Source organism: Microcoleus sp. T2B6, from assembly GCF_036700475.1.
Classification (GTDB): Bacteria; Cyanobacteriota; Cyanobacteriia; order Cyanobacteriales; family Microcoleaceae; genus Microcoleus.
Genome location: NZ_JAUBOZ010000052.1, coordinates 18348 through 40714, shown reverse-complemented (window position 1 = coordinate 40714; position 22367 = coordinate 18348). Strand labels below are relative to the sequence as shown.

Below are 22367 nucleotides of genomic sequence, written 5' to 3'. Positions count from 1 at the left end.
GCAGTCTGGAGGCTAACGGAGTATCTTAACATCCTCTGTAGCCGCCCTGCTATGTGTTGAAATGCGGGGCGGCTGGGTTTTTGGGTTTTTCTAGAAAACCCAAAACCAGGAGAACATATTATGTCACAGGAATTCTTGCCTGACGACAACAAATTTGCACGGCCAAATGACGACTCAGCAGCAGAATCGGAACAGGATGTGGTGTGTGTAACGGTTACAGGTTCGCCCCAGGGTGTCAGGGAAACCATACTCACTTTGTACCGCCTGGGATTTGCCCAAGTTGGCGATTGGAGTCCCGTACAACGTGCAGCTAATCCGAAGCAAGTAATGAGTGTGCTGATTCGCCGTCGCAAGCGCAAAGCGTAGGTGTTTGCTCGTTCCCAGGCTAGAGCTTGGGAACACGTTCCATGAGCATCTGCCTCCTGTTTTTGTTTTTATCCGCTAGCGAGGCAGAGCCTCTGGATCTCGGTTCCCAGGCTAAGGCCTGGGAACCAGTTAAGAAGACAAATATCAGGCACGTTATTTTACTAAATCAGGATAAGAGCATATCCTGATTTAGAGGCTGAAACATCTATAAATCAAGCTAGGCGGGGATACTCAAATTTCCCCGCCTAAGCTCTGTAACCCTTTCAGAATGGATGATGTGGTATGTAAACACTTTATATGTTATGTTAAAGTTAGCGTACAAAATTATTACAATCAACCGAGGTGACAAAATGCCTTCTGAAGATGAAGTTTTTGAAACAAAAAATAAACGATACCAAGTCTTAAATACTATTTATGACGTAGCAAAACAAGGTAAACTTATTATCAGCAATTCAGACATCACAAGCAACACAAACATTGAAGGTAGGGAATTACACGATATTTTAAAATTTTTACTAGATGAGGGTTGGATTAGTGAACGTTCATCTATCAAAAATCTACTTATGCCACATGGAAACGCGGGTGTTTCAATTACAAATACAGGGTTGCTTCATGTAGAAAGCACAAAAAACCAAAACTGAAACACGCGGTAAACAATTAAAAGCTGTTGTGAGTACCGCCCCGACACCGCACAGAACCCGCTACCCTTGCACGGTGGCGGGTTTTTCTTTGGTTTACAATTAAGTTCACTATAAAAACAAGCTAGGCGGGAAAACAGGTATTTCCCAGACTAGCTCTTGAAACTGTTACGGAAAGGTGGCAAGGTAAAGTTTACTCTGCATAACAGGTTTTTAAAATTGGATTATTACTGAGATTCTGATTGTTGGCTAGCCATTACTTTTAGAAAACCAACAGCTAACAACCCTCCTACTGCCACAACACCCGCTATAGGTAAAGCTACGGTTGTAGTGGTGGTAAACCCTATAACTCCAAGAATCCCCGGAGCCGAAGAAGTAATTGTAGCAATTGTCACAGAACCTGCCCCAGTAGCTGCCGCTGCACTGGTAATAGCACCCACCATTTTCAAATCATCCATAGGTCTTCCCTAAGATATCTAAAATTTCGTTTAATTGAAAAACAATTTCTTGAGTCCGTATGCTGCTAAACCGACAACAGCACCAGCAGCAACAACGGGTGCTGCACCAATTGCAACAGCGGTTCCACCAACTGCTAAACCCATCCCACCTACTGCACCAGCTACGGTTGCTCCCGCAGCAGCACCACCAGCTACATACCCAATTGCCTCTGTTTTATCTTCAGAGTCATCTTTATGATTAGACATTTATCATTTCTCCAAAAGAAAGGGATTACAAGTAAGTCCTATTACATATTTAACCTTTTTTCAATTCAGTGTCTACCGAGAAAATACTTAAACATCAACTCTTTACATAAAGACCTGTGACAGTGCCAGCCTCTCCGACCGCTAGACCGTCCGACCGACCGCACTAGACCGACAGTGCCACCGCTAAACCATCCGACCGTGCCAGCGAGACGATCGCTCCGACCATCCGACCTTAACGTCTAATTATTTTTACCATCTCGCATCAATAAAAAATATTTTAAAAAACTTACTTTCTATATATATGTTTTTTCCATTTTCATTAAATGATGATCTAATCTCGTTTTCTGACTTACCACCATTAACAATTATAAGAAATAAAATAGTAGTTGAATTAGTAGAATTAGCATGATTATTTTCTATTATTAATTTATGACATTTTTTAATTATTCCACGGCTAGAAGTGAATTTCAATATAATTATATCATGATTCGACAATTCTATAACATTCTCTTTAAGGACGCATTCCACAGTTAAACAACTATCTTTTAGATGATAGTCTAACAATTCTGATAGTATAGATAATGCTATTGTTTCTTCTTTAGGAACACGTTTTAATTTAGGAACACTTGTTACATTATAAAATTCTTTAAACAGCCCCCAACTTACAATTTGAGAAAAATATACACGTATTGTTTCTAACAATTCTTCGCTGTTAATAAAATATATATCACTAATATTTTCAATATTTAAAGGATATTTTTCAGCATAAAATCTTGCAACATCATGCCAATTAAATAAATTTTCAGGATCTTTAATAAAATCATAGGGGATAGGTTTTGTTGATTTATATGTATCAATTAATTTTGTCATCATATCAGGATGCTCTACAAGTAATTCTTGTAAACTCTTCTTATCTTTAACAATATCATTCCATGTTAAACCATCGGCAAATAAAGTTCGCATCCTATCATTCATATAATTTCTAAGTTCTAAATTATGATGTTTTATAGAATCTTTTTCACTCCACAAATAACTGATTGGAAGAAAAGTTAATATATTTTCTGGTACTAAAAGAATTCCTTTATTTAAGTAACAAGGTAAATTACAATACCTCTTACCATTAATATCAGTAGAATCAGCTTTGGGTAAATTTAATTGTTCTGCAATTCGACTTGAAAATTGAGCTAATTCTGGTAAAATTATAGAAATAATCATATCACTAATTCTATCAGCACCTATATTTTTTTGAAAAACTGCTGCTAATTGAAAAAGAATTGGATCTACTATCCCCACTTCTACAAAACTTGTAATATTATCTAATAAATCCCATGCTATACTCCACCCAATACCTTTACCTCCACTACCTTTATTTGAATATCCTAAACCTGCTAGAGGAGTTTCAGAAAATATTAATTTATCACGAACTTCAATTCTTACTTCTTTATACTCATTTTCAAGTCTCAAATATATCGGTGAAGGTCTATAAAAATAATTCTCAGAACTCTCCTTAATTTTTAATTCCTTAAGTTCTTTTTGTATTTCAATAATAATTTGTATTTCTTTTATTCTATTTTCAAAATAATTCATCACTTTTTCATCAGCATTTTTTAGCTCAATCACAGATGTTTTTGATAAAAGTCTTGGATCTATATAAAGTTTTGAATCGTTATCAATGAAACCATTAAAAACATTATGCTCCCTTAATACTATTGAATCTACCTGAAATACATCACTAATTCTTTGAGGCATATTTTATATTAAATACTGAAAATATCAGCGTTTACTGGTTTTGAGCGTCCAACCATTATATTAACCTATCTATAGTACACGTCTACTATTTACGTGACAAGTTGAGACGTTAAACTCACTACACCCTAACCGTGGCGGGTTTTCTGTCTGCTACCAGTTTAAAAAAAGTACAGTCTGATGTTATCAGTCGCACCTGTGACGCAAAAAAGCTAGACCGACACAACCCCGCAAGCGCTCCGACCGTGCCAGCGAGACGATCGCAAAACTTGCCAACCATGCCAGCCGTACCAGTGCGACAGTCCGAGCCTTAGCAGTCCTTATGGTGCGACTGTGCAAGCCGTGCCTGTCGTCACCAATCAATCACCCCAAAACCGCACAACAGCGCGTCTATCCTGCAATTTTGAAGCCGTGCCAACCGTGCCAGCCGTCCGTGATGTCGAGCCGATCGCCCCGTGTCGATCGGACAGTGCTACCCAGCTTGTTAATTCAATGAAAATCACTGCGGCCGCCGCTTCCCTCGGATGTGTAAATATTTTAATAACAATAGCAATCCTGGAAGGTAAAAGATGACACAAGCCCACAAACAGAAACTTACCTTTGAAGAGTACCTCACCTATGAGGACGACACCGACAACCGCTACGAATTAATTGATGGAGAGTTAGTAACATTGCCACCAGAATCGGGCCCCAACAATTTCATTGCTAACTATCTACTATTCACTCTGGCTAGTAGCGGGTTCATCCCACTGAGGCTGATCAGAACACATATGTGCGAAATCCAAGTTCCGATCCTGCGGGAGGGCGACGCAGCTAACCGCTACCCAGATTTGGTGGTTTTGCGCCCCGAACACATCTTGCTGACAGCAACCAGGCTAACCATTACCCAAACTATGCCACCTCCTCAGTTGGTTGTCGAGGTTGTTAGTCCAGGTAGAGTTGGGCGCGATCGCGATTACATTAGTAAACGAGCTCAATATGCAGCGCGGGGTATCCCTGAATATTGGATTGTTGACCCTCAAGAGGAGATAGTAGCGGTACTACGACTAGAATCAGGTGAGTATGTCGAAGTTGGGGTTTTTCAAGGGGAACAAGCGCTGATATCGCCGACTTTTCCGCAGTTGAACTTGACGGCCCAACAAGTCCTGGAAGGGGAGCTTTAGCCGCCGATTTACACGGAGAAAATGGATGTGTAAATATTTTAATAACAATAGAAATCCTGGAAGGTAAAAGATGATACAAGCCCGCAAGCAAAAACTCACCTTTGAAGAGTACCTCACCTATGAGGACGACACCGACAACCGCTACGAATTAATTGATGGAGAGTTAGTAACATTGCCACCCGAATCCGAACCCAACACCGCCATTGTCAGCTATCTGTTTTTAGTGCTTGTTAATACTGGCATCCCTTGGCGGTGTATCAAACTTCACCTGTGCGAAATCCAAGTTCCTATCTTGCGGGAGGGCGACGCAGCTAACCGCTACCCAGATTTGGTGGTTTTGCGCCCGGAACACATCTTGCTGACAGCAACCAGGCTAACCATCACCCAAACTATGCCACCTCCTCAGTTGGTTGTCGAGGTTGTTAGTCCAGGTAGAGTTGGGCGCGATCGCGATTACATTAGTAAACGAGCTCAATATGCAGCGCGGGGTATCCCTGAATATTGGATTGTTGACCCTCAAGAGGAGATAGTAGCGGTACTACGACTAGAATCAGGTGAGTATGTCGAAGTTGGGGTTTTTCAAGGGGAACAAGCGCTGATATCGCCGACTTTTCCGCAGTTGAACTTGACGGCCCAACAAGTCCTGGAAGGGGAGCTTTAGCCGCCAATTTGAGACATGGTGCGGCTGTAATTTCCTTGAGTAGTTCCCGAATCTCGCTGCTTGAAATTAATCTCCGGTTTAATATTCAATATTTGCCGCACTCGATCGCGCAATTCGCCTGTAGACACCCCATTCCGTAAAGCAGTTTTTAAGTCAATTTGCCCGGTTTCGTTCAGCAGACAAGGCCGCAGCCACCCGTCAGCAGACAAACGCATCCGGTTGCAGCGATCGCAAAAACACTCGGACATTTGGCTGATAAATCCTAAAGTGCCCTTCGCCCCCGGAATTTGAAACACATCCGCCGGCCCGTTACCGCGCACTCCCGACTCGGCTAACCCGTATTTGTCGGTAATTTGTTGCCGCAATTCGGCCGAAGCTACCCAACCTTTATCGCCAAATAAATCCCCATTCCCGATCGGCATAAACTCAATAAAACGAACGTGCCAATTCCGGTTAATTGTTAATGCAGCCAAATCCAATATTTCGCTGTCATTCACACCGGGAATTACCACAACATTCAGTTTCAAGGGGTCGAATCCTGCTTGATAAGCCGCTTGAATTCCCTCCCAAACCTGCGTCCACCGCGAGCGTCCCCGACTACCAATTATCTTATCGAAAGTCTCCGGTTCCAAGGAATCCAAACTGATATTAATCCGGCGCAAACCAGCATTGTAGAGATTTTCCGCCATTCCCGCCAGCAAAAAGCCATTAGTTGTCATTGACAAATCTCGCGTTTCCGGCATTGAGGCGATCGACCTTACCAAATCCACCACCCCAGGCCGCAGCAGCGGTTCCCCACCCGTCAACCGAAACTTAGTAAATCCCACGGGTATAAAAACTTCCCGCAGCAGAGTTAGCAATTCCGAGTGAGTTAACAACTGCTGCTGCAATACATAGTCCAACTCGCTACCTTCCGGCATACAGTAGAGACAGCGGAAGTTGCAGCGGTCTATCAAGCTAATCCGAAGGTAGTCTACGGGATTCATGTCAATACTTTGTAATATTATTTAATTATAAATGCTGACTCAATTTTCTGCAATTATTGATAGAGAGCAATAAACCTGCATAAATTTCTTTTCACCTTCTCCCTCCTCTCTTACTCTGCGCCCTCTGCGCCCTCTGCGGTTAATAAAAAAAATATCATTCACAACGCAAAAAAACTTGCTAACTAAATATATGTTTTTTGAATTTGAAGCTGATTTTGTGGAAGCTCTGCGCTGCATTCCGATGCAGGTACGTCTCAAGTTAGATACTTGCGGCATTAAATTAAAGTTGCAGGATTGGAATCATTTCAACCAAGCAGAACGGCAAAGTCTTGTAGAGTTACCTTGCTTGACACCAGCAGAAATTATCGATTACCGAGAAAAGCTAAATCAAATATTAATTCAACAGACAGGCAAACCGGGAACTGATTTGGCTGTTGATGAAAATCCCCCGTGGATGGATGCTGCAACTGTACCGGAGTCTGTTTCGGCAAAAGCGCAAGAGCTCGGCGTGACAATTTCTTTGGCACAGTGGGCGAGTTTGCAGCCTCTACAGCGATTTGCTTTGATTAAGCTTAGTCGATCGAGCCACGAGAATAAAAATTTCATTCCGGCGCTTCAAGAGTTTAAGGTTATTGAATGAGATCAAGTTTTAACTGACATCTTGCACCATTCTCAATTAGCCTTTTAGGAACAGGCAAGATGCCTGTTCCACAAGAAAATCTACTCTTTGTGGAACGGGCCGGAGAGCCCGTTCTTGAGAATGGTGCAAGATGTGAGTTTAATCAACTCTTCTAGGGCGCAGAGGGCGCAGAGGCAGACAAGGGAGAATTACCTCATCGATTCGGGCGATCGGCCTTTCTCACTTCTCACTAAGTGAGGCTTACTTAGTGAGAAGCCGGAGAACAATGTGTAATATAGTGCGATCGGGCGGTGGGAGAGGTAGGGTGAGGTCGATCGGACATTTAACGGCTTGAGGTTTCCGAAGCGCCCGACACCAAATTCCGAAAATATGATTAATTTTATTTTAAGTATTGTTACCGCCGCGTGGTATGATTTTTCTGAGTTTGCAAAGCACTCGCCTGCTACCTGCATTAGTTTCTGAGCTTCGTGAACACGCAAAACACACCCACCGAACCAACACCAGCAAACGAGGATATTCCTCAAGCTGGTACAGTCTCAACAGTCTCGACAGTCTCGTCCGAGACAACCAATCCCATGCAAGACTTTTATCGCCTCCAACAAGAGTTGTTGGTGTACACCCTTGCTTTTACGGCGATTATTTTTATCTCCGTTTGGATTTTTTACTCGCTCAATATTGCCCTGAATTATTTGCTTGGGGCGAGCACAGGTGTGGTTTACTTAAAGATGTTGGCTAGAGACGTTGAACGAATCGGCAGCCAAAATCAACGCATCAGCAAGACAAGGCTCGGTTTGTTTTTCGCGGTGATGATAGTAGGAACACAGTGGAATCAGCTACAGATTTTACCGATATTTTTGGGATTTCTGACTTACAAAGCTGCGCTGATGGTTTACGTGATCCGAAGTGCATTAGCACTAGACTACAGGTAAGTCAGGCAAGAAGAGCAAAACTCAACTCATCGATTTGTATGGGGAAGCCCGTTGAATGGCAATGCTTGACGTTCTAAACACCTTTAATCGTTTCCCCCTCGCCAAATTGGAAGTGGGCCAGCAGTTGTACTGGCAACTCGGCAATCTGAAAGTGCACGGGCAGGTTTTTCTAACCTCGTGGTTTGTAATTGCCGTTTTAGTCGTAGTTTCGATTTTAGGAACCAGCAAAATCCAGCGAATTCCCAGCGGAATGCAAAATTTTATGGAGTATGCGCTGGAATTTATTCGGGACTTGGCTAAAAACCAAATTGGGGAAAAAGAATATCGCCCTTGGGTACCGTTTATTGGTACATTATTTCTGTTCATCTTTGTGTCAAACTGGTCTGGCGCTCTAATTCCTTGGAAGCTGATTAAGCTGCCATCAGGCGAATTGGGAGCTCCTACCGCTGACATCAACACGACGGTAGCATTTGCACTGCTGACTTCTCTAGCATATTTTTATGCAGGTCTCAGCAAAAGCGGCTTGGGGTATTTCGCCCACTATGTTGAACCGGTGCCTTTCATGTTGCCGTTCAAAATCATAGAAGATTTCACTAAGCCTCTGTCCCTAAGTTTCCGTTTGTTTGGCAACATTCTTGCGGACGAATTGGTGGTCGGAGTGCTAGTGTTGCTAGTGCCTTTATTTGTTCCTCTGCCAGTGATGGTTCTGGGACTATTTACGAGTGCAATTCAAGCTTTGATTTTTGCTACCTTAGCCGCCGCCTACATTGGTGAAGCTCTAGAAGGCGGTCACGGCGAAGAACACCACGATTAACTAACGATAAACGGCGAAGCATGAGGGAGGAAAAAATAAATTTCTGAACTTAAACTTTCTGCCGTAAAATCGGACAATTCTCTAGACTTTCTGTTCTCAATTTTGTACTTTAGATAAGGAAAATCATCATGGACTCAACAGTTGCTGCCGCTTCCGTAATTGCCGCCGCTTTGGCAGTAGGTTTAGCTGCAATCGGCCCTGGCATCGGTCAAGGTAATGCAGCAGGTCAGGCTGTAGAAGGGATTGCCCGTCAGCCGGAAGCAGAAGGTAAAATTCGCGGCACCTTGCTGTTGAGTTTGGCGTTCATGGAAGCGCTCACAATTTACGGTTTGGTCGTAGCCCTAGTGCTGCTGTTTGCCAACCCCTTCGCATAATAATTGGAAATTTTAGATTTGAGGTTTTGGCGATTCTAATCCAAAATCTCAAATCTAAAATCGATTAAGCGAATTAGATGGAAGCCGTCAAAAAATCATGATGCACTGGACAGTATTACTAGCAGTTGAAGAAGCGGCTAAGGAAGGGGGACTGTTTGATCTAGATGCTACGCTGCCTCTGATGGCGGTGCAGTTTTTAATTCTAGTCGCAGTCTTGAATGTAATTTTTTACAAGCCGCTCAGCAAGTCAATTGACGATCGCGCCGATTACATTCGCAACACTCAAGTCTCCGCTCAAGAACGCTTGGCAAAAGCTCAGCAACTAGCGCAGCAGTACGAGCAAAAACTGGGAGAAACTCGCAAACAGTCTCAATCAGTAATTGCTGCTGCTCAAGCTGATGCCCAAAAAATTGGGGCAGCAAAAGTAGCTGAGGCTCAACAAGAAGCTCAAGTCGCGCGAGAAAAGGCGGGGCAAGAAATAGAGCAGCAAAAGCAAGAAGCAATGCGCTCACTAGAACAACAAGTAGACGCGCTCAGCGGCCAAATTCTCGAAAAGCTATTAGGGCAGTCGCTGGCCAAATAGCGAGCCGAAGAGTTTTAGATTTTTGATGGAATCTCAAATCTAAAATCGCTTCACCCAATCTGCACGCGCAATTATGGAAGAGTATCATGGGGACTGTTTTATTGCTAGCCACAGAAGCTAGCGGCGAAGGTGGTTTCGGTTTAAATTTCGATATTTTAGAAACCAACCTGATTAACCTGGTCATTATTATTGCAGTGCTGTTTTATTTCGGGCGCGGATTTGTAGGTAAAATCCTGACAGAGAGGCGTTCGGCCATCCAAGAGGCGATTCAAGAAGCAGAAAAACGCCAAAAAGATGCAGCAGCAGCTCTAGCAGAGCAACAGCAAAAATTGACTCAAGCGCAAGCAGAAGCGGAACGAATTCGTGCCGCGGCTGAAGAAACTGCCAAGAAAGCAAAAGAAGCAATTCTAGCTCAGGCAGCGCAAGACGTTGAACGCATGAGAGCAACAGCAGGTCAAGAGTTGGAAGCGGAGCGGGAAAGAGCGATCGCCCAACTGCGATCGGCGGTTGTATCTCTGGCATTAGCAAAGGTGGAAAGCCAGCTAAAAACTAGCTTGGACGACAGCGCTCAACACCAATTAATCGATCGCAGCATTGCGTTACTGGGAGGCTAAAACGTGAGTAGAGTCAGCACAGAAGTCTTACAGCCTTACGCATCTGCCTTGATGTCACTGGCTCAGTCCAACAATCTCTCAGAGAAGTTTGGCGAAGATATTCGTTCCTTACTGAGCCTGCTAGAAGGTTCGGAAGACTTGCGTCAATTTTTAGCCAATCCGCTGGTAAAACCGGATGCTAAAAAAGCCGTGATTCAGCAAATAGCGGGTGAAGAAATGAGCCCCTTGATGCACAGCTTTCTGAAGCTATTAGTAGACAAAGGAAGAATTCTTTTTTTAGAAGGGATTGGCAAACAATACTTGGCAAGGCTCCGAGAACTAAACCAAACAGTATTGGCGGAAGTTACATCGGCTGTCCCGCTTTCAGACGCTCAACAGCAGACTGTTCGCGAGAAAGTGCAGGCGATGACCAGCGCTAGTCAAGTAGAAATTGAAACCAAAATAGACGCAGATTTAATCGGCGGTGTGGTAATCAAAGTAGGCTCTCAAGTAATTGATGCCAGCCTGCGGGGACAATTGCGCCGTTTAGGAATTCGCTTGAATTCCTGAGAGTTAATAGCTGATGACTATTAGCTAATTTAATTAGCAGTTAACGGTTGGTAGTTTTGAACAACTGATAACTGACAACTGACAACAAACAACTGACAAAAAACAACTGACATGGCAGCAATCAGACCTGACGAAATTAGCAGCATTATTCGCCAGCAAATTGAACAGTACGACCAAGATGTAAAAGTCTCTAACGTCGGTACTGTTCTGCAAGTAGGCGACGGCATTGCCCGGATTTATGGCTTGGATAAAGCCATGTCTGGGGAATTGCTAGAATTTGCCGACGGCACTGTGGGCATTGCACTGAACCTCGAACAAGATAACGTCGGTGCAGTGTTGATGGGCCAAGGCCTCGGCATTCAAGAAGGTTCGGCAGTTACTGCTACTGGCAGAATTGCTGAAGTCCCCGTGGGTGAAGCAATGTTGGGACGGGTAGTTGATGCTTTGGCCCGTCCGATTGACGGCAAAGGAGAAATTAAAACTACTGAATCTCGCTTGATTGAATCTCCGGCACCGGGGATTGTTTCTCGCCGTTCTGTTTACGAACCCATGCAAACAGGAATTACCGCTATTGATGCGATGATTCCGGTGGGAAGAGGACAGCGGGAACTGATTATCGGTGACAGACAAACCGGTAAAACTGCGATCGCGATCGACACGATTATTAACCAAAAATCGGAAAACGTGATCTGCGTTTACGTGGCGATAGGTCAAAAAGCTTCTACAGTAGCTAACATCGTCAACGTCCTGCAAGAAAAGGGCGCGATGGACTACACTATCGTAGTAGCAGCCAACGCTAGTGACCCCGCAACCCTGCAATACTTGGCTCCCTACACAGGTGCTAGCTTAGCCGAGTATTTCATGTACAAAGGCAAGCACACTTTGGTCATTTACGATGACCTTTCCAAACAAGCACAAGCTTATCGCCAAATGTCTCTGTTGCTGCGCCGTCCTCCCGGTCGCGAAGCTTATCCCGGAGACGTGTTTTACCTGCACTCTCGCTTGCTAGAACGCGCTGCTAAATTGAGCGACGATTTGGGCGAAGGCAGCATGACTGCTTTGCCAATTATCGAAACCCAAGCTGGTGACGTTTCTGCTTACATTCCGACGAACGTAATTTCGATTACCGACGGTCAAATCTTCCTTTCTTCTGACTTGTTTAACGCTGGTTTGCGTCCGGCAGTAAACCCCGGTATTTCGGTATCGCGGGTAGGTTCGGCAGCTCAAACTAAGGCGATGAAAAAAGTAGCCGGTAAGGTGAAATTGGAATTGGCGCAGTTTGAAGAACTGGCAGCATTTTCTCAGTTTGCTTCTGACTTGGATAAAGCTACTCAGAATCAATTGTCGCGCGGTCAGCGCTTGCGGGAACTGTTGAAACAGCCCCAAAGTTCGCCTCTGCCGATGAACGAACAAGTGGCTGTAATCTATGCCGGTATTAACGGCTATATGGATGACATCCCCGTGGAAAAAGTCAGCAAGTTTACTGTTGGTTTGCGCGACTATTTGCGGACTAGCAAGCCGAAGTACGGCGAAATTGTTCAAGGCGGAAAAGCCTTGACTGATGAAGCTGAGAAGCTGCTGAAAGAAGGCATCACTGAATACAAGCAAAGTTTCTTGGTTTCTGCGTAATTAGTCATTAGTCATTAGTCATTAGTCATTGGTCATTAGTTAAGTCACAGATCCCCCCTAGCCCCCCTTAATAAGGGGGGGACAAGAGCGTTCAAAGTCCCCAGTTAAGTCACAGATCCCCCCTTAGCTTGCCCCCTACTCAACCCCTACTCCCCTTAATAAGGGGAGTAGGGGGTGGGACAAGAGCATTCAAAGTCCCCCTTCTTAAGGGGGATTTAGGGGGATCGAGACTTTGAAAAAAACGAGAGATACAGGTGGTTTCGGTCTTAAGTTGACACGAAGAAGGACACGGTGCCGTGTATCTACCGTAGCTAAGCTTAAAAATTGATGACTAGGAACTAAAAACTCGGAAATAAAGGCTAAGAACTAAGGAGAAAGTTATGGCAAATCTGAAAACTATTCGCGATCGCATTAAGTCGGTCAAGAACACTAAAAAGATTACAGAAGCAATGCGCTTGGTGGCCGCTGCAAAGGTGCGCCGCGCTCAAGAACAGGTGACTGCTACTCGACCTTTTGCCGATCGACTGGCAGAGGTATTATACGGTTTGGCGGAACGCTTGCAGTTTGAAAACCTGGATTTGCCGCTGCTGAAAAAACGCGAAGTGCGATCGGTGGGACTGTTGGTAGTTTCGGGCGATCGGGGTTTGTGCGGCGGCTACAACAGCAACATCATCAGATATGCCGAAAATCGCGCTAAGGAAATCAAAGCTGAAGGCTTAGACTACAAATACGTGTTGGTAGGACGTAAAGCTACTCAGTATTTCCAGCGCCGCGAACAGCCGATCGATGCTACTTACGCTAACTTAGAACAAATTCCCACAGCACCGGAAGCCGCGCAAATTGCTGACGAATTGCTTTCCTTGTTCCTGTCGGGAACTGTGGACAGAGTTGAGCTAATTTACACCAAGTTTGTATCGCTAATTAGTTCGCGTCCGGTAATTCAAACTTTGCTACCCCTCGACCCCCAAGGTTTGGAAACTCCCGATGATGAAATCTTCCGCTTGACATCGCAAGGCGGACAGTTTCAAGTATCGCGCGAGAAGGTTGCTTCACCTACTAAGAAGAGTTTGCCCCGCGACATGATTTTCGAGCAAGATCCGGCGCAAATTCTGGATGCTCTTTTGCCATTGTATTTGAACAACCAATTGCTGCGGGCTTTGCAAGAGTCTGCTGCTAGCGAGTTGGCTGCGCGGATGACGGCGATGAATAATGCTAGTGAGAATGCTAGCGATTTGATCGGTAGTTTGACGCTGACTTATAACAAGGCGCGGCAAGCGGCAATTACTCAGGAAATCCTGGAAGTTTGCGGCGGTGCTGAGGCTTTGAATGGTTAGGTTAGGGTTGACAATTTGTTGATTTTATGGTATGCGTCTGAGGGAACTCAGGCGCTTTTTTTTAGTAAAAATACAAAAAAATTCGACGATCTAAACTTACCTTGAGATATCCCACATTCCGCACGGAGACTGTCACAATCGTTTTTTTCGGGAGTTGGATCGAAAATTAAGTTTTTTTTTTATACAAAGATACCGATCACTCGTGGCAACGATCGGCAGTTTCAGGCGATCGAATAACCAAAATTCGTAGTGTGCCAGTTGGGGGTGCGGAATGTGGGATATATGGTGGCAATAATTTACCTGTTCATTAGTTGAGAAATATGGATGGTAAGATCGGGAAAAGCAAGGGGTTCAATGGTGCCAGTTCGGAAAGTATTTCGCTGCTGGTAAAAATCGCCTTCCGGGAAGCGAAACACAATTAATTGTCGATCGCGCAGGTTAACAACCCAATATTCTTGAATTCCGGCTGCTGCATAAATCTTGCTTTTTTCCTCTAAGTCTTTAGTCAAACTGGAATCAGCATATTCAATCAGCCAAAAAATGTTTTCTGGATATGGGTGATGTTCCAGATAGATATCGTTGAGAGGTTGAACGACGGCAATATCGGGTTCTGGTTCTGAGTTATTTGGCAGAGTAATCGGTCTGGCTTCGCGAATTTGGGCTCTCGTAGATAATGCGACTCGCAATCGGTTGGCAAATCGATCGCTAAAATAAGTATGCGCCGTTCCTTCGGGTACCATTTCGACTATTACTCCATTTAGTAATTCGACTTTGCGATCGTTTAAAATGCCGGCTTCGATCATTTTATGGTAGTGATCTATTGTCCATTTTGCTGTAGTTAATGTCATCGCGATCGCTCCTTGCTTATATCTCACTATGACTTTTTGCTGAATTAACTTATTTTAGGCGATATACTCATGTTCTATCGGATTTTTTACGTTCTTCTAACCACCGCTGAAAAGACTTCTGACTTTCTCCAGATGGTTTACCGAGAATAATATTTTTGATGCTAATGTCTTCGTCAATATCAGGCCAGTGGATTCCATCATTTCCACCAATAAATCGCCAATTATTGCGTTCGTTTGGTGTGCTATGCAATAGCCTAGGATACCAAGCTAAAGGAACAGAAATAGTACGACCATCGGATAGATCGACTGTTAGCGCGTCGTCTGTAACAACTACGTTTTGTGCTTGGGGGATTTCTAGCAACTCAACCATTAAAAAAGTTATTATTTCAGGATATGTGGCCAGATTACCAAGATTAAAGGAAAGGGAGGAAAAATGGCAAAAAAAATCTGGATTGTCTACAAAACCGAAAGCATGAGTGCTCCGGGCTGGGAAGAACGTCAGCTTATGCCGAGGGGCGGTCTCACTAATATACTTTGGGAAAATTGGACTTGGGAAGAAAACCCAGAAATTCCTCAAGTAGGGGACAAAACCCGCGATTATGAAAATCTATCTGACCCCGGTAATGGAGTCACCCACGGGAAAGATGGAGATTGGGTAGTTACTCGCGTTCAGCAGTTTTCTGCTTCTGATACTGAGGAGCGAATTGTGGTGTGTTACTGTTCTTACCAACCTGTTACATCTGATTGGGAAGCACTACAACGGGGTCAGTCTGTCAATCAGATGCTAGCAACTGTCGAGTAATATTGACTGGATAATTAGTTCGTAAAAGCGATCGACTATTCCTGCACAATTTCCACCAAGTCTTCAATCATCACATCAAAGGTTCGGGCCAATTTGTGTATGGAAATGAAGTCAATGGTGGACACTCCCGGACAGCGGGCGTAGTGTCTGACGGTGCTGTAAATTACTCCCGATCGCTCTGAAACTTCTTTCAGCGTCCAGCCTTTCTCGCTAGCTAGTTCTCTGACTTTTAACCTGACTAAACCCATACTTGACAAATGATGGTATACCATCATAAGATATTTTTATCCCAAAAAGCGATCGACTACTCTTTGACGACCTCAACTAAATCTTCCACCATCACGTCAAAAGTACGTGCCAACTTCAGCAGACAAGTAAAATCAACCATTGCCATTCCCGGAGAACGTGAATAGGTGCTGAGTGTGCTGTAAATGACTCCCGATCGCTCAGAAACCTCTTTGATCGTCCAGCCTTTCTCAGCAGCAAATTCTTTAACCCGCAATCTAATTAAACCCATTGACAAAAAACTAGATTTAGTTTTTAATAAAAAAATCGTAAAAAGCGATCGCCCCCAGGTCTGGAAAACTAAAAAGCGATCGCCTATCCAAATTCAATCCCTTTACAAAAGTTTGTACTCTTTACAAAGGATTTGCTTAACATCATGTTAACAAAATTTTCGCGAAAATCAACCCCCAGACACAGATTGAGCCGGTTTGTGACGAAAGAGGCGATCGCGCGGCTGCTCAAAATCAAGGTAGAACAAATATATCGCTTCGAGTGCTGGGCGCATATCCTGTACGTGCACGCCAAAGGGATGAGTCGGTTTGTCAGTTATGCGGACTTTCCGCCAGTTTTGGGAGTGGAATCGCCCTCTGGTTTAGATTTTGGTTATTGGAAGCGCCGGATAGCGAGTCAGAAACAGAGACACGCGCCGGATTTTTGGGTGGATTTTTATGCGGATAGATTTCACAAAGCTGTTTCTGTTTCTGAATTGTTCGAGTGGGGAAATTTGGTGGGGGTGATTAAATTGATGTTGGGGGCGATCGGGCTGGAGTCGCTGCGAAAGGTTTATGCACAAGAGAAATCTCTGCTGCAACATTTTTAAATTATGACTAAAACACGGGTGATTAGAAACCGGGTTTTTTGCCCAGAAGATGCCATGCAGCCTGCAGATACGGTAAAAAACCCGGTTTCTGTGGTTTTGATCTGTCCAGGAATGTAAATGCTACTGTTTCTCCTACGCCAAACCCTGCGATACAAACCCCGCCCAATTATAGGGACTGACAAACGGCAATTCTTGGCGGCCAAGCAAATCTAAACGCAATCGCACATTTTTGACAATTTCTGCTTGCTGTTCTCCTTTTTGTTGCTGCTCAAAATAATCCTCTAACTGCCGTTTATATTTAGCAGACAACTCATCGCCTGTCAAGCTTCGTAGCTTCAATTGTGCTTTTCGTAGCGCTTCCGAACGGCTATTATCCTGCTTTTCCTGATAGTATAAAATGCAAAATAAAGCGGTTGCCAAATCATCCACAGCCCACAAGGTACTGACCACATTTCGCGCCCCCGCACAGAGGAAACCGCTAGCAATGGACAGCGGATCGTCGGTAATTTGGGTAAAAGTTAAATTTGTTTCGCAGCAGGAGAGGAATACTTCGGCTAAGTCTGAAAATCTCCAGGTAAAAACACGACCGAGGTTGATATCGCCATCAAATAAATGCAGTTTTGATTCTAGGGAATTATTCAGATCGGCACTGGCGTGATGGCTGGAATGGAGGACTTGCACTTGGTTGAGTAAGTTTTCATAGTTGCCGATCGTCGCTTGCTGATATTGGAGGCGGGAATTTTTATCAATTTGGTGCATTGTTGCCAGGGTTTCGCACTCGTAGCCAGTGAAAACGAGGTCGCCTGTGGCATTTTCGACGATTCCCATTGTCGCAGGTTTGAGGTTGCCTCGCTGGTGGCAAAAGTTGAGTATTTGGCAACTAGGAACGATGCGGAGGCGGAATTTATCGCTGAGGTATTCGGGTTGCTTTTGGGGTGGGGTTTTGGCAGGGGTGATGGTGGGTTTGCTGAGAGGTTTTAAGCCGCGTGTTCTGTCGGAAGCTGTATTGCTGTGGGGAATGGGACTGTTATTTAAAGGTAAGGCAGCAAAGGGGATTTGATGCAGGTACAGGTGAGGGATGATAATCAGTTCTTTGATGCCGTTGAGATGTTGGGAAATTAGTTGATTAATTTGCAGGCGGTTAGCGAGTTCGGGGAGAAATTCACCCATTTGATTTTGCCATGCGATTGGCTTTTCTTTATAGGGCTTTAACCAGTTGTCGATTAGCCAACCCTGCAAAGTTTCATATCCTTGTCCTTCGCAGGTGTGGAGTTGGGTTGATTGATTTTGACGCAAGATGAAAATGTGGATATGCTCATCAGTGGTGTAAAAATTGAGGATGGCGGTTTCGGCATCGGGAATTAAGGCTTGCATCTGGTCGAAACTGAGGGGGGCTGGTTGCAATTGAGCCGCCAAAACTTGGTCTTTGCTGCGAATTTTTAGCCAAGCTTTCTGTTTTTCATCTTCTAATTCTTTAATCTTTTCGATGATGGCGTCGCCGTTGGGGGTTGGCTGGCGAGTGGCGGCGATCGCTTTTGTACCGTCATTTTCAGAAATACGCAAGCGATCGCTTTGTTGTTGCAGGCGATAGTATGCTTCGACTTCGGGGGGAATTTCGCCTTGGGGGTAGAGGTCTTTGCTGGCGAATAAGTCGGCGAGGTGGCGCGATCGGGAACGATCGGCGGTTTCGACGGCTTTATCGTATTGTTTGAGGTTGATGTAGCATTGGACGGCGTTGGCGTAAACGGAGATGGCTTCTTTAATAATTTCTTGGCGGCGTTTGTCGGTGGTTGAGCCTTTGCGGAGTTGTTCGACTGCTTTTATGGCGGGTTCGTATCCTTCTAATGCGAGATGCCAGTCGCCTTGGGTAAAGCCGATGTTGCCAAGGTTCCGACCTGCTTTTAAGCATTCGGCTGGCATGGTTTTGGCAGTTGCAATTTTGAGGGAGTCTCGATAGTTCTTAATAGGTTTCTCTGTTTCCTGCAATCGGCGGTAAACGATGCCGATGTTGTTAAGAGAATTCGCTTCCCCTTGACGGTTTTTGATTTCCCGTTCAATAGCTAAAGACTGTTCGTGATAATCAATCGCTCGTTCATATTCTCCCAGAGAATGGTAAGCAATGCCTAAACCTGCGAGAGAACTTGCTTCCCCTTGACGGTTTTTGATCTCCTGAAAAATGGTTAAAGACTGTTCGTAGAAAGCGATCGCTCGTTCAATTTGTCCTAAAGAATAGTAAGCATTACCTAAAGCTGCTATAGAACTTGCTTCCCCTTGACGGTTGTTGATATCCTGAAAAATTGCTAAAGATTGTTCGTGATAATCAATCGCTCGTTCATATTCTCCCAGAGAGTCGTAAGCAGTGCCTAAACCTCCCAGAGAACTTGCTGCCCCTTGACGGTTTTCGATCTCCTGAAAAATGGCTAAAGACTTTTCGTAGAAAGCGATACCTCGTTCATTTTGTCCCAGAGAGCGGTAAGAATTGCCTAAACTTCCCAGAGAACTTGCTTCCCCTTGACGGTTTTTGATCTCCTGAAAGATGGCTAAAGACTTTTCGTGGAAAGCAATCGCTCGTTCATATTCTCCCAGAGAGTCGTAAGCAGTGCCTAAACCTCCCAGAGAACTTGCTTCCCCAAAGCGGTTTTTGATTTCCCGACTAATAGCTAAATGCTGTTCGTGGAAACTGAGCGCTCGTTCATATTCTCCTAGATAGTAGTAAGCAATGCCTAAACCTCCTAGAGAACTTGCTTCCCCTTCGCCGTATTTAATTTCCCGACTAATGGCTAAAGACTTTTCGTAGACAGCGATCGCTTGTTCGTATTCTCCCAGAGAACAGTAAGTAATGCCTAAATTTCCGAAAGAACTCGCTTCCCCTTGACGATCGTGAATAGCTTGATAAATGATAAGGGATTGTTGCCAACATTGAAAAGCGGCGAAAATGTGGCTAATGTAATATTGCTCGGTGCCCCAATTTAATAAAATATCGCCTGTCTGTTTTCTGATTGCCGTTGGCTGATGATCGTTACCGAGAAACTTACCCAATTCTAAGGCAATGTTAGTTAAAAAATTAGCCTCATTTTGGTTGCCATCATCAAATTGTTTGGCAACTGCGATTATCGTTGCCAAAAGTCCGGGATCGAGTAAGTCGGAGTGTGCGTTTAAGATTTGCGATTCTTCCCCTTTAGAAGATTTGAGCAGTTTTTGGATGAGTTGCCAATAGGCGGCACTGCGATTTTCGTACATTGTTGTTTTCCTCTCTTATCTGTAATTTTTTTTAGGGTTCCCAACTCCAATTAGGCCGTTTCCACCACCTCAAAGCTTTGATAAAACACTTGCCAATTATCTTGTTTTTCCAATTGTTCAAATAACTCTTTAAGCCGTTCAGCATTCCATTCCGGTAAAGGTTCCTCTTCACGGGGAATCAACCAAGGTAAACTCACAGGGTTTTCCACTGCAATTGCTACAAATTCTTCCTTTCCTAGTTCCTCGAAAGTAAATACTTCCTTATTTTGAGGTAGCCTCATCGGTGGTTGATTCACACCATTAGGTGCATATCCAAAAGATGGACAGAGTATATATTTCATCTCAGCACTGCGATACAACAAAAGCATTTGATAGTTAGGATATGCCAAATTTACAATCATCGACAACGGCTGATTAATTGGAACCGTGGGGTCATTTTTTGGTGCAGAAGATCGAGGCGATAGCGGCTTAAGTCCTCTAGTACCAACTCCCACTGATGCAGTTTCCTGCTCAGTTGAAAACTGTATCCAATCGGGAGCAGTTTTAGCTTGTTTCTTTAAAATCTCCCAAGCATTAATATCAACCCACCGCAGGTATTTATGATTCCACAGCCACTTATAAGCCTCTTTCCAAGGACTAATTTTTTTGTGACTCTCTTGATCTTCTTTTCCTTTAAGTGTCCCCCCTGCTTTAAGATTTAATAACGCCTCAATATTCACGCCATCCGCTTTCATCTCTTCTCCGTAGGCTTTATGAAATACCTCAATCACTTTCCGAATGGTTTGATTTATTTTGTTTTCGCAATAAACTGCTAAATCGTTTTTCATTAGTTTAGCAATTTCTTTATTAGTGCTTACTCTGTTGTCCGGGTGATTCTCCGGGGCGAATCGCCGCAGAAAACAAGCCTTCTCCTCACTCAGGTTTCCAGGAAATAGCGATTCAGCGATTTGGTTTTGAAAATTTTGCTTAAGATTCATACATCCACTGCCATAACTCAGCCTTATCAGCTTATCTTAGCAAGCTTGTCTCTAGCTGGCAACTCCTTAGCGCAAGTCATTATTTAAAATTATTTGCCATAATTTGACATTATTTGCAATTATTTAATCACTCAAAATTCTCATTTATTATCACCAAGAATTATCGGAAATTAACTAGACATCATTTGGGAGTGAGTGTCATCGTAAAGACATCCCAAACACACCTCTAAAAAATATGCCAACACAAGCGCAAAAAAGATTCAATCCCTACGCCACTGTAACTGGGCTTGCCGAAGTCTTAGCAACCGAAAAAGATTGCCTACACGCATTATGGCAACGAACTCACTATCAATTTGAAAAACAACCGAGTACCTATGACCCCTCAGAACATGAAGAAAAGCTGATTCAACGAGCAGTACAACTGCAAAATGAAGGTTTCACCGTCTATGTTGAAAATCAAAATTCCTTCAAATATAAAGGTCAAACCTTTGATATCTGCGTTGCCGGCAGACCTGATATCATTGCTATAAAAGATGATTGGGCTGTTGTCGAAGATATCAAAACCGGCAAGCGCAAAGATTCACATAAAATGCAAGTGCTCCTCTATATGTCAATGTTGCCCTTTGCGCCGGAAACTAAAAATCTGTTTAAAGGTCACATTCCGCACGGTCGCTTAGTTTATGGAGATGGGATTTTAGATATTCCCAAGTGGTATGTTAATGAGCAATTTAGACAGCGTTTGCAGCAGTTAATTGCGATGCTTTGTAATTCTCAACCTCCCAACCCAAAACCTAGCGATTGGGAATGTCGCTATTGTAAGGTTCCCTCTGCGTGCTGTTCTGTAAAAATGAGCCGAGGAACTGATTTATTTGCATAAGTCGATCGCCGGAAATACCCGTAATGCCGACAACCGATAGGTTAAAAGCTGTCGCTATTAGAAGCAACTCAACCTACGTTGCTCGGCCTGACGGCGTTACAGTATAATTTCAGCAGTGTCGGTCAAAGTGCGATCGGCCTTGCAGATCAGCCATAATAGTAACAAGTGAATTTTGTAAAAACGAGGAAATAACTATGGTCACGGCTACCATAATATCAGACAATTTAGCTCTAGAAGAGTTCACGGTCGCTCCGCCCGACAACATGGAATTGGTAGACGGCCAACTTGTGGAGAAAAATGGCATGACACTAAAGACGGGTAAAATTCAGTTAAGCCTGGGGGATGCTTGGAAAAATTACAAAGATTCTAGCGGACAAGGTGGAGAGGCTTATGTCGAGGTTCCTTGTCGCACTAACCGACAAATTCGCCGCCCTGATGTCGCTTATCTCACACCAGAATTAGTTGCACAATTTGGCAATCTTGCCACTTTACCCCAAAGTTTCCCTTTAATTGCCGAAATAGTTTCACCCACCGATATCGCTGAAGATGTCTTTCTCAAAGCACAGGAATATTTAGAATCTAGCTGTCAGGAAGTCTGGTTAGTTTTTCCCGAAAGTCGTTTAATATTCGTGATGACTCAAAATCAAATATTGACATTTAGATCCGGCGATACCGCCCGCACTCAGCAAATCCTGATCGGTTTTAGCATCGATGTCGATCGATTGCTAGCTTAAACTAAATTCTACAACCTTTCATGTAGCAGCACGCAACACAAAACTCTCCTCTAC

General features: G+C 43.9%; 29 protein-coding genes. 17 read left to right on the top strand and 12 right to left on the bottom strand.

Annotated elements, in window-relative coordinates:
- Positions 1 to 120 precede the first annotated feature (120 nt).
- Positions 121 to 366 carry a hypothetical protein gene (locus QUA00_RS21570; RefSeq protein WP_333411062.1) on the top strand — a complete coding sequence of 82 codons (246 nt, stop codon included), beginning with the start codon at positions 121 to 123 and terminating at the stop codon, positions 364 to 366.
- Positions 367 to 716: 350 nt separating this feature from the next.
- Positions 717 to 1007 carry a hypothetical protein gene (locus QUA00_RS21565; protein ID WP_333411061.1) on the top strand — a complete coding sequence of 97 codons (291 nt, stop codon included), beginning with the start codon at positions 717 to 719 and terminating at the stop codon, positions 1005 to 1007.
- Positions 1008 to 1231: 224 nt separating this feature from the next.
- Here the strand turns inward: QUA00_RS21565 and QUA00_RS21560 are convergent, their stop codons facing one another.
- The 5 genes from QUA00_RS21560 to QUA00_RS21540 all read right to left on the bottom strand — a co-directional run bounded on the left by QUA00_RS21560 (position 1232) and on the right by QUA00_RS21540 (position 3957).
- Complete coding sequence (locus QUA00_RS21560; RefSeq protein ID WP_333411060.1) at positions 1232 to 1462, bottom strand: hypothetical protein; 231 nt, start codon at positions 1460 to 1462, stop codon at positions 1232 to 1234.
- A gap of 30 nt (positions 1463 to 1492) precedes the next feature.
- Complete coding sequence (locus QUA00_RS21555) at positions 1493 to 1708, bottom strand: hypothetical protein (protein WP_333411059.1); 216 nt, start codon at positions 1706 to 1708, stop codon at positions 1493 to 1495.
- 249 nt (positions 1709 to 1957) lie between these two features.
- On the bottom strand, positions 1958 to 3457 hold the full coding sequence (locus QUA00_RS21550) for a hypothetical protein (RefSeq protein ID WP_333411058.1): 1500 nt from the start codon (positions 3455 to 3457) through the stop codon (positions 1958 to 1960).
- Between the two features lie 183 nt (positions 3458 to 3640).
- A complete protein-coding gene (locus QUA00_RS21545; RefSeq protein WP_333411057.1) occupies positions 3641 to 3817 on the bottom strand; it encodes a hypothetical protein in 177 nt (58 codons plus the stop codon).
- Positions 3814 to 3957, bottom strand: coding sequence for a hypothetical protein (locus QUA00_RS21540; protein WP_333411056.1), 144 nt, complete (start codon positions 3955 to 3957; stop codon positions 3814 to 3816). The genes QUA00_RS21545 and QUA00_RS21540 overlap by 4 nt, the downstream gene beginning before the upstream one ends.
- Before the next feature lie 66 nt (positions 3958 to 4023).
- Between QUA00_RS21540 and QUA00_RS21535 the strand changes: the two genes are divergently transcribed.
- A complete protein-coding gene (locus QUA00_RS21535) occupies positions 4024 to 4617 on the top strand; it encodes a Uma2 family endonuclease (RefSeq protein WP_333198153.1) in 594 nt (197 codons plus the stop codon).
- A 70-nt stretch (positions 4618 to 4687) separates the two neighbouring features.
- Positions 4688 to 5278: a Uma2 family endonuclease gene (locus tag QUA00_RS21530; RefSeq protein WP_333411055.1), complete on the top strand. Its 591-nt coding sequence runs from the start codon at positions 4688 to 4690 to the stop codon at positions 5276 to 5278.
- On the opposite strand, the gene moaA is transcribed toward QUA00_RS21530, so the two are convergent.
- A complete protein-coding gene (gene moaA / locus QUA00_RS21525) occupies positions 5275 to 6264 on the bottom strand; it encodes a GTP 3',8-cyclase MoaA (protein WP_333411054.1) in 990 nt (329 codons plus the stop codon). The two genes, QUA00_RS21530 and moaA, sit on opposite strands and share 4 nt — an antisense overlap.
- Positions 6265 to 6454: 190 nt before the next feature.
- Here moaA and QUA00_RS21520 point away from each other — a divergent pair, with 190 nt between their 5' ends.
- The 9 genes from QUA00_RS21520 to QUA00_RS21480 all read left to right on the top strand — a co-directional run bounded on the left by QUA00_RS21520 (position 6455) and on the right by QUA00_RS21480 (position 13730).
- Positions 6455 to 6904: a nitrate reductase associated protein gene (locus QUA00_RS21520; protein ID WP_333411053.1), complete on the top strand. Its 450-nt coding sequence runs from the start codon at positions 6455 to 6457 to the stop codon at positions 6902 to 6904.
- Positions 6905 to 7371: 467 nt separating this feature from the next.
- Entirely contained in the window at positions 7372 to 7833 is a 462-nt protein-coding gene (locus QUA00_RS21515) for an ATP synthase subunit I (RefSeq protein ID WP_333411052.1), read from the top strand.
- A 55-nt stretch (positions 7834 to 7888) separates the two neighbouring features.
- On the top strand, positions 7889 to 8647 hold the full coding sequence (atpB, locus tag QUA00_RS21510; RefSeq protein WP_242717111.1) for a F0F1 ATP synthase subunit A: 759 nt from the start codon (positions 7889 to 7891) through the stop codon (positions 8645 to 8647).
- 128 nt (positions 8648 to 8775) lie between these two features.
- On the top strand, positions 8776 to 9021 hold the full coding sequence (gene atpE, locus QUA00_RS21505) for an ATP synthase F0 subunit C (protein ID WP_242717122.1): 246 nt from the start codon (positions 8776 to 8778) through the stop codon (positions 9019 to 9021).
- Between the two features lie 97 nt (positions 9022 to 9118).
- A complete protein-coding gene (locus tag QUA00_RS21500) occupies positions 9119 to 9604 on the top strand; it encodes a F0F1 ATP synthase subunit B' (protein WP_242717123.1) in 486 nt (161 codons plus the stop codon).
- Between the two features lie 86 nt (positions 9605 to 9690).
- Positions 9691 to 10218 carry a F0F1 ATP synthase subunit B gene (locus QUA00_RS21495; RefSeq protein WP_190740265.1) on the top strand — a complete coding sequence of 176 codons (528 nt, stop codon included), beginning with the start codon at positions 9691 to 9693 and terminating at the stop codon, positions 10216 to 10218.
- Between the two features lie 3 nt (positions 10219 to 10221).
- The gene (atpH, locus tag QUA00_RS21490) at positions 10222 to 10767 is read left to right on the top strand and encodes an ATP synthase F1 subunit delta (RefSeq protein WP_333411051.1); all 546 of its coding nucleotides are present in this window, start codon (positions 10222 to 10224) and stop codon (positions 10765 to 10767) included.
- 111 nt (positions 10768 to 10878) lie between these two features.
- Complete coding sequence (gene atpA, locus QUA00_RS21485) at positions 10879 to 12396, top strand: F0F1 ATP synthase subunit alpha (protein ID WP_333037344.1); 1518 nt, start codon at positions 10879 to 10881, stop codon at positions 12394 to 12396.
- Between the two features lie 380 nt (positions 12397 to 12776).
- Positions 12777 to 13730 carry a F0F1 ATP synthase subunit gamma gene (locus tag QUA00_RS21480; RefSeq protein WP_333411050.1) on the top strand — a complete coding sequence of 318 codons (954 nt, stop codon included), beginning with the start codon at positions 12777 to 12779 and terminating at the stop codon, positions 13728 to 13730.
- Between the two features lie 296 nt (positions 13731 to 14026).
- On the opposite strand, the gene QUA00_RS21475 is transcribed toward QUA00_RS21480, so the two are convergent.
- Both QUA00_RS21475 and QUA00_RS21470 read right to left on the bottom strand, forming a co-directional pair.
- A complete protein-coding gene (locus QUA00_RS21475; RefSeq protein WP_333306947.1) occupies positions 14027 to 14578 on the bottom strand; it encodes a Uma2 family endonuclease in 552 nt (183 codons plus the stop codon).
- A gap of 67 nt (positions 14579 to 14645) precedes the next feature.
- Positions 14646 to 14948, bottom strand: coding sequence for a DUF2442 domain-containing protein (locus QUA00_RS21470; protein ID WP_333411049.1), 303 nt, complete (start codon positions 14946 to 14948; stop codon positions 14646 to 14648).
- 63 nt (positions 14949 to 15011) lie between these two features.
- On the opposite strand from QUA00_RS21470, the gene QUA00_RS21465 reads away from it, so the two are divergent.
- Positions 15012 to 15380: a hypothetical protein gene (locus QUA00_RS21465; RefSeq protein ID WP_333411048.1), complete on the top strand. Its 369-nt coding sequence runs from the start codon at positions 15012 to 15014 to the stop codon at positions 15378 to 15380.
- Positions 15381 to 15415: 35 nt separating this feature from the next.
- Here QUA00_RS21465 and QUA00_RS21460 read toward each other — a convergent pair whose 3' ends face one another.
- The gene (locus tag QUA00_RS21460) at positions 15416 to 15628 is read right to left on the bottom strand and encodes a helix-turn-helix domain-containing protein (RefSeq protein WP_190735550.1); all 213 of its coding nucleotides are present in this window, start codon (positions 15626 to 15628) and stop codon (positions 15416 to 15418) included.
- A gap of 56 nt (positions 15629 to 15684) precedes the next feature.
- Positions 15685 to 15897 (bottom strand): helix-turn-helix domain-containing protein, encoded by a 213-nt coding sequence (locus tag QUA00_RS21455; RefSeq protein ID WP_194009260.1) that lies wholly within the window; start codon positions 15895 to 15897, stop codon positions 15685 to 15687.
- 144 nt (positions 15898 to 16041) lie between these two features.
- Here QUA00_RS21455 and QUA00_RS21450 point away from each other — a divergent pair, with 144 nt between their 5' ends.
- Positions 16042 to 16485, top strand: coding sequence for a hypothetical protein (locus QUA00_RS21450; protein WP_333411047.1), 444 nt, complete (start codon positions 16042 to 16044; stop codon positions 16483 to 16485).
- A gap of 132 nt (positions 16486 to 16617) precedes the next feature.
- Here QUA00_RS21450 and QUA00_RS21445 read toward each other — a convergent pair whose 3' ends face one another.
- Positions 16618 to 19725, bottom strand: coding sequence for a CHAT domain-containing tetratricopeptide repeat protein (locus QUA00_RS21445; protein ID WP_333411046.1), 3108 nt, complete (start codon positions 19723 to 19725; stop codon positions 16618 to 16620).
- Between the two features lie 50 nt (positions 19726 to 19775).
- Positions 19776 to 20552 carry a hypothetical protein gene (locus QUA00_RS21440; RefSeq protein ID WP_333411045.1) on the bottom strand — a complete coding sequence of 259 codons (777 nt, stop codon included), beginning with the start codon at positions 20550 to 20552 and terminating at the stop codon, positions 19776 to 19778.
- A gap of 385 nt (positions 20553 to 20937) precedes the next feature.
- On the opposite strand from QUA00_RS21440, the gene QUA00_RS21435 reads away from it, so the two are divergent.
- On the top strand, positions 20938 to 21579 hold the full coding sequence (locus tag QUA00_RS21435; protein ID WP_333411044.1) for a PD-(D/E)XK nuclease family protein: 642 nt from the start codon (positions 20938 to 20940) through the stop codon (positions 21577 to 21579).
- 194 nt (positions 21580 to 21773) lie between these two features.
- Positions 21774 to 22313 carry a Uma2 family endonuclease gene (locus tag QUA00_RS21430; protein WP_333411043.1) on the top strand — a complete coding sequence of 180 codons (540 nt, stop codon included), beginning with the start codon at positions 21774 to 21776 and terminating at the stop codon, positions 22311 to 22313.
- Positions 22314 to 22367: the final 54 nt, after the last annotated feature.

What these genes read in the sequence shown, in the direction of transcription:
- QUA00_RS21570 (WP_333411062.1), top strand. Translation starts at nt 121, where the DNA reads ATGTCACAGGAATTCTTGCCTGACGACAACAAATTTGCACGGCCAAAT.
- QUA00_RS21565 (WP_333411061.1), top strand. Translation starts at nt 717, where the DNA reads ATGCCTTCTGAAGATGAAGTTTTTGAAACAAAAAATAAACGATACCAA.
- QUA00_RS21560 (WP_333411060.1), bottom strand. Translation starts at nt 1,462, where the DNA reads ATGGATGATTTGAAAATGGTGGGTGCTATTACCAGTGCAGCGGCAGCT.
- QUA00_RS21555 (WP_333411059.1), bottom strand. Translation starts at nt 1,708, where the DNA reads ATGTCTAATCATAAAGATGACTCTGAAGATAAAACAGAGGCAATTGGG.
- QUA00_RS21550 (WP_333411058.1), bottom strand. Translation starts at nt 3,457, where the DNA reads ATGCCTCAAAGAATTAGTGATGTATTTCAGGTAGATTCAATAGTATTA.
- QUA00_RS21535 (WP_333198153.1), top strand. Translation starts at nt 4,024, where the DNA reads ATGACACAAGCCCACAAACAGAAACTTACCTTTGAAGAGTACCTCACC.
- QUA00_RS21530 (WP_333411055.1), top strand. Translation starts at nt 4,688, where the DNA reads ATGATACAAGCCCGCAAGCAAAAACTCACCTTTGAAGAGTACCTCACC.
- moaA (WP_333411054.1), bottom strand. Translation starts at nt 6,264, where the DNA reads ATGAATCCCGTAGACTACCTTCGGATTAGCTTGATAGACCGCTGCAAC.
- QUA00_RS21520 (WP_333411053.1), top strand. Translation starts at nt 6,455, where the DNA reads ATGTTTTTTGAATTTGAAGCTGATTTTGTGGAAGCTCTGCGCTGCATT.
- atpB (WP_242717111.1), top strand. Translation starts at nt 7,889, where the DNA reads ATGGCAATGCTTGACGTTCTAAACACCTTTAATCGTTTCCCCCTCGCC.
- atpE (WP_242717122.1), top strand. Translation starts at nt 8,776, where the DNA reads ATGGACTCAACAGTTGCTGCCGCTTCCGTAATTGCCGCCGCTTTGGCA.
- QUA00_RS21500 (WP_242717123.1), top strand. Translation starts at nt 9,119, where the DNA reads ATGATGCACTGGACAGTATTACTAGCAGTTGAAGAAGCGGCTAAGGAA.
- QUA00_RS21495 (WP_190740265.1), top strand. Translation starts at nt 9,691, where the DNA reads ATGGGGACTGTTTTATTGCTAGCCACAGAAGCTAGCGGCGAAGGTGGT.
- atpA (WP_333037344.1), top strand. Translation starts at nt 10,879, where the DNA reads ATGGCAGCAATCAGACCTGACGAAATTAGCAGCATTATTCGCCAGCAA.
- QUA00_RS21480 (WP_333411050.1), top strand. Translation starts at nt 12,777, where the DNA reads ATGGCAAATCTGAAAACTATTCGCGATCGCATTAAGTCGGTCAAGAAC.
- QUA00_RS21475 (WP_333306947.1), bottom strand. Translation starts at nt 14,578, where the DNA reads ATGACATTAACTACAGCAAAATGGACAATAGATCACTACCATAAAATG.
- QUA00_RS21470 (WP_333411049.1), bottom strand. Translation starts at nt 14,948, where the DNA reads ATGGTTGAGTTGCTAGAAATCCCCCAAGCACAAAACGTAGTTGTTACA.
- QUA00_RS21465 (WP_333411048.1), top strand. Translation starts at nt 15,012, where the DNA reads ATGGCAAAAAAAATCTGGATTGTCTACAAAACCGAAAGCATGAGTGCT.
- QUA00_RS21460 (WP_190735550.1), bottom strand. Translation starts at nt 15,628, where the DNA reads ATGGGTTTAGTCAGGTTAAAAGTCAGAGAACTAGCTAGCGAGAAAGGC.
- QUA00_RS21455 (WP_194009260.1), bottom strand. Translation starts at nt 15,897, where the DNA reads ATGGGTTTAATTAGATTGCGGGTTAAAGAATTTGCTGCTGAGAAAGGC.
- QUA00_RS21450 (WP_333411047.1), top strand. Translation starts at nt 16,042, where the DNA reads ATGTTAACAAAATTTTCGCGAAAATCAACCCCCAGACACAGATTGAGC.
- QUA00_RS21445 (WP_333411046.1), bottom strand. Translation starts at nt 19,725, where the DNA reads ATGTACGAAAATCGCAGTGCCGCCTATTGGCAACTCATCCAAAAACTG.
- QUA00_RS21440 (WP_333411045.1), bottom strand. Translation starts at nt 20,552, where the DNA reads ATGAAAAACGATTTAGCAGTTTATTGCGAAAACAAAATAAATCAAACC.
- QUA00_RS21435 (WP_333411044.1), top strand. Translation starts at nt 20,938, where the DNA reads ATGCCAACACAAGCGCAAAAAAGATTCAATCCCTACGCCACTGTAACT.
- QUA00_RS21430 (WP_333411043.1), top strand. Translation starts at nt 21,774, where the DNA reads ATGGTCACGGCTACCATAATATCAGACAATTTAGCTCTAGAAGAGTTC.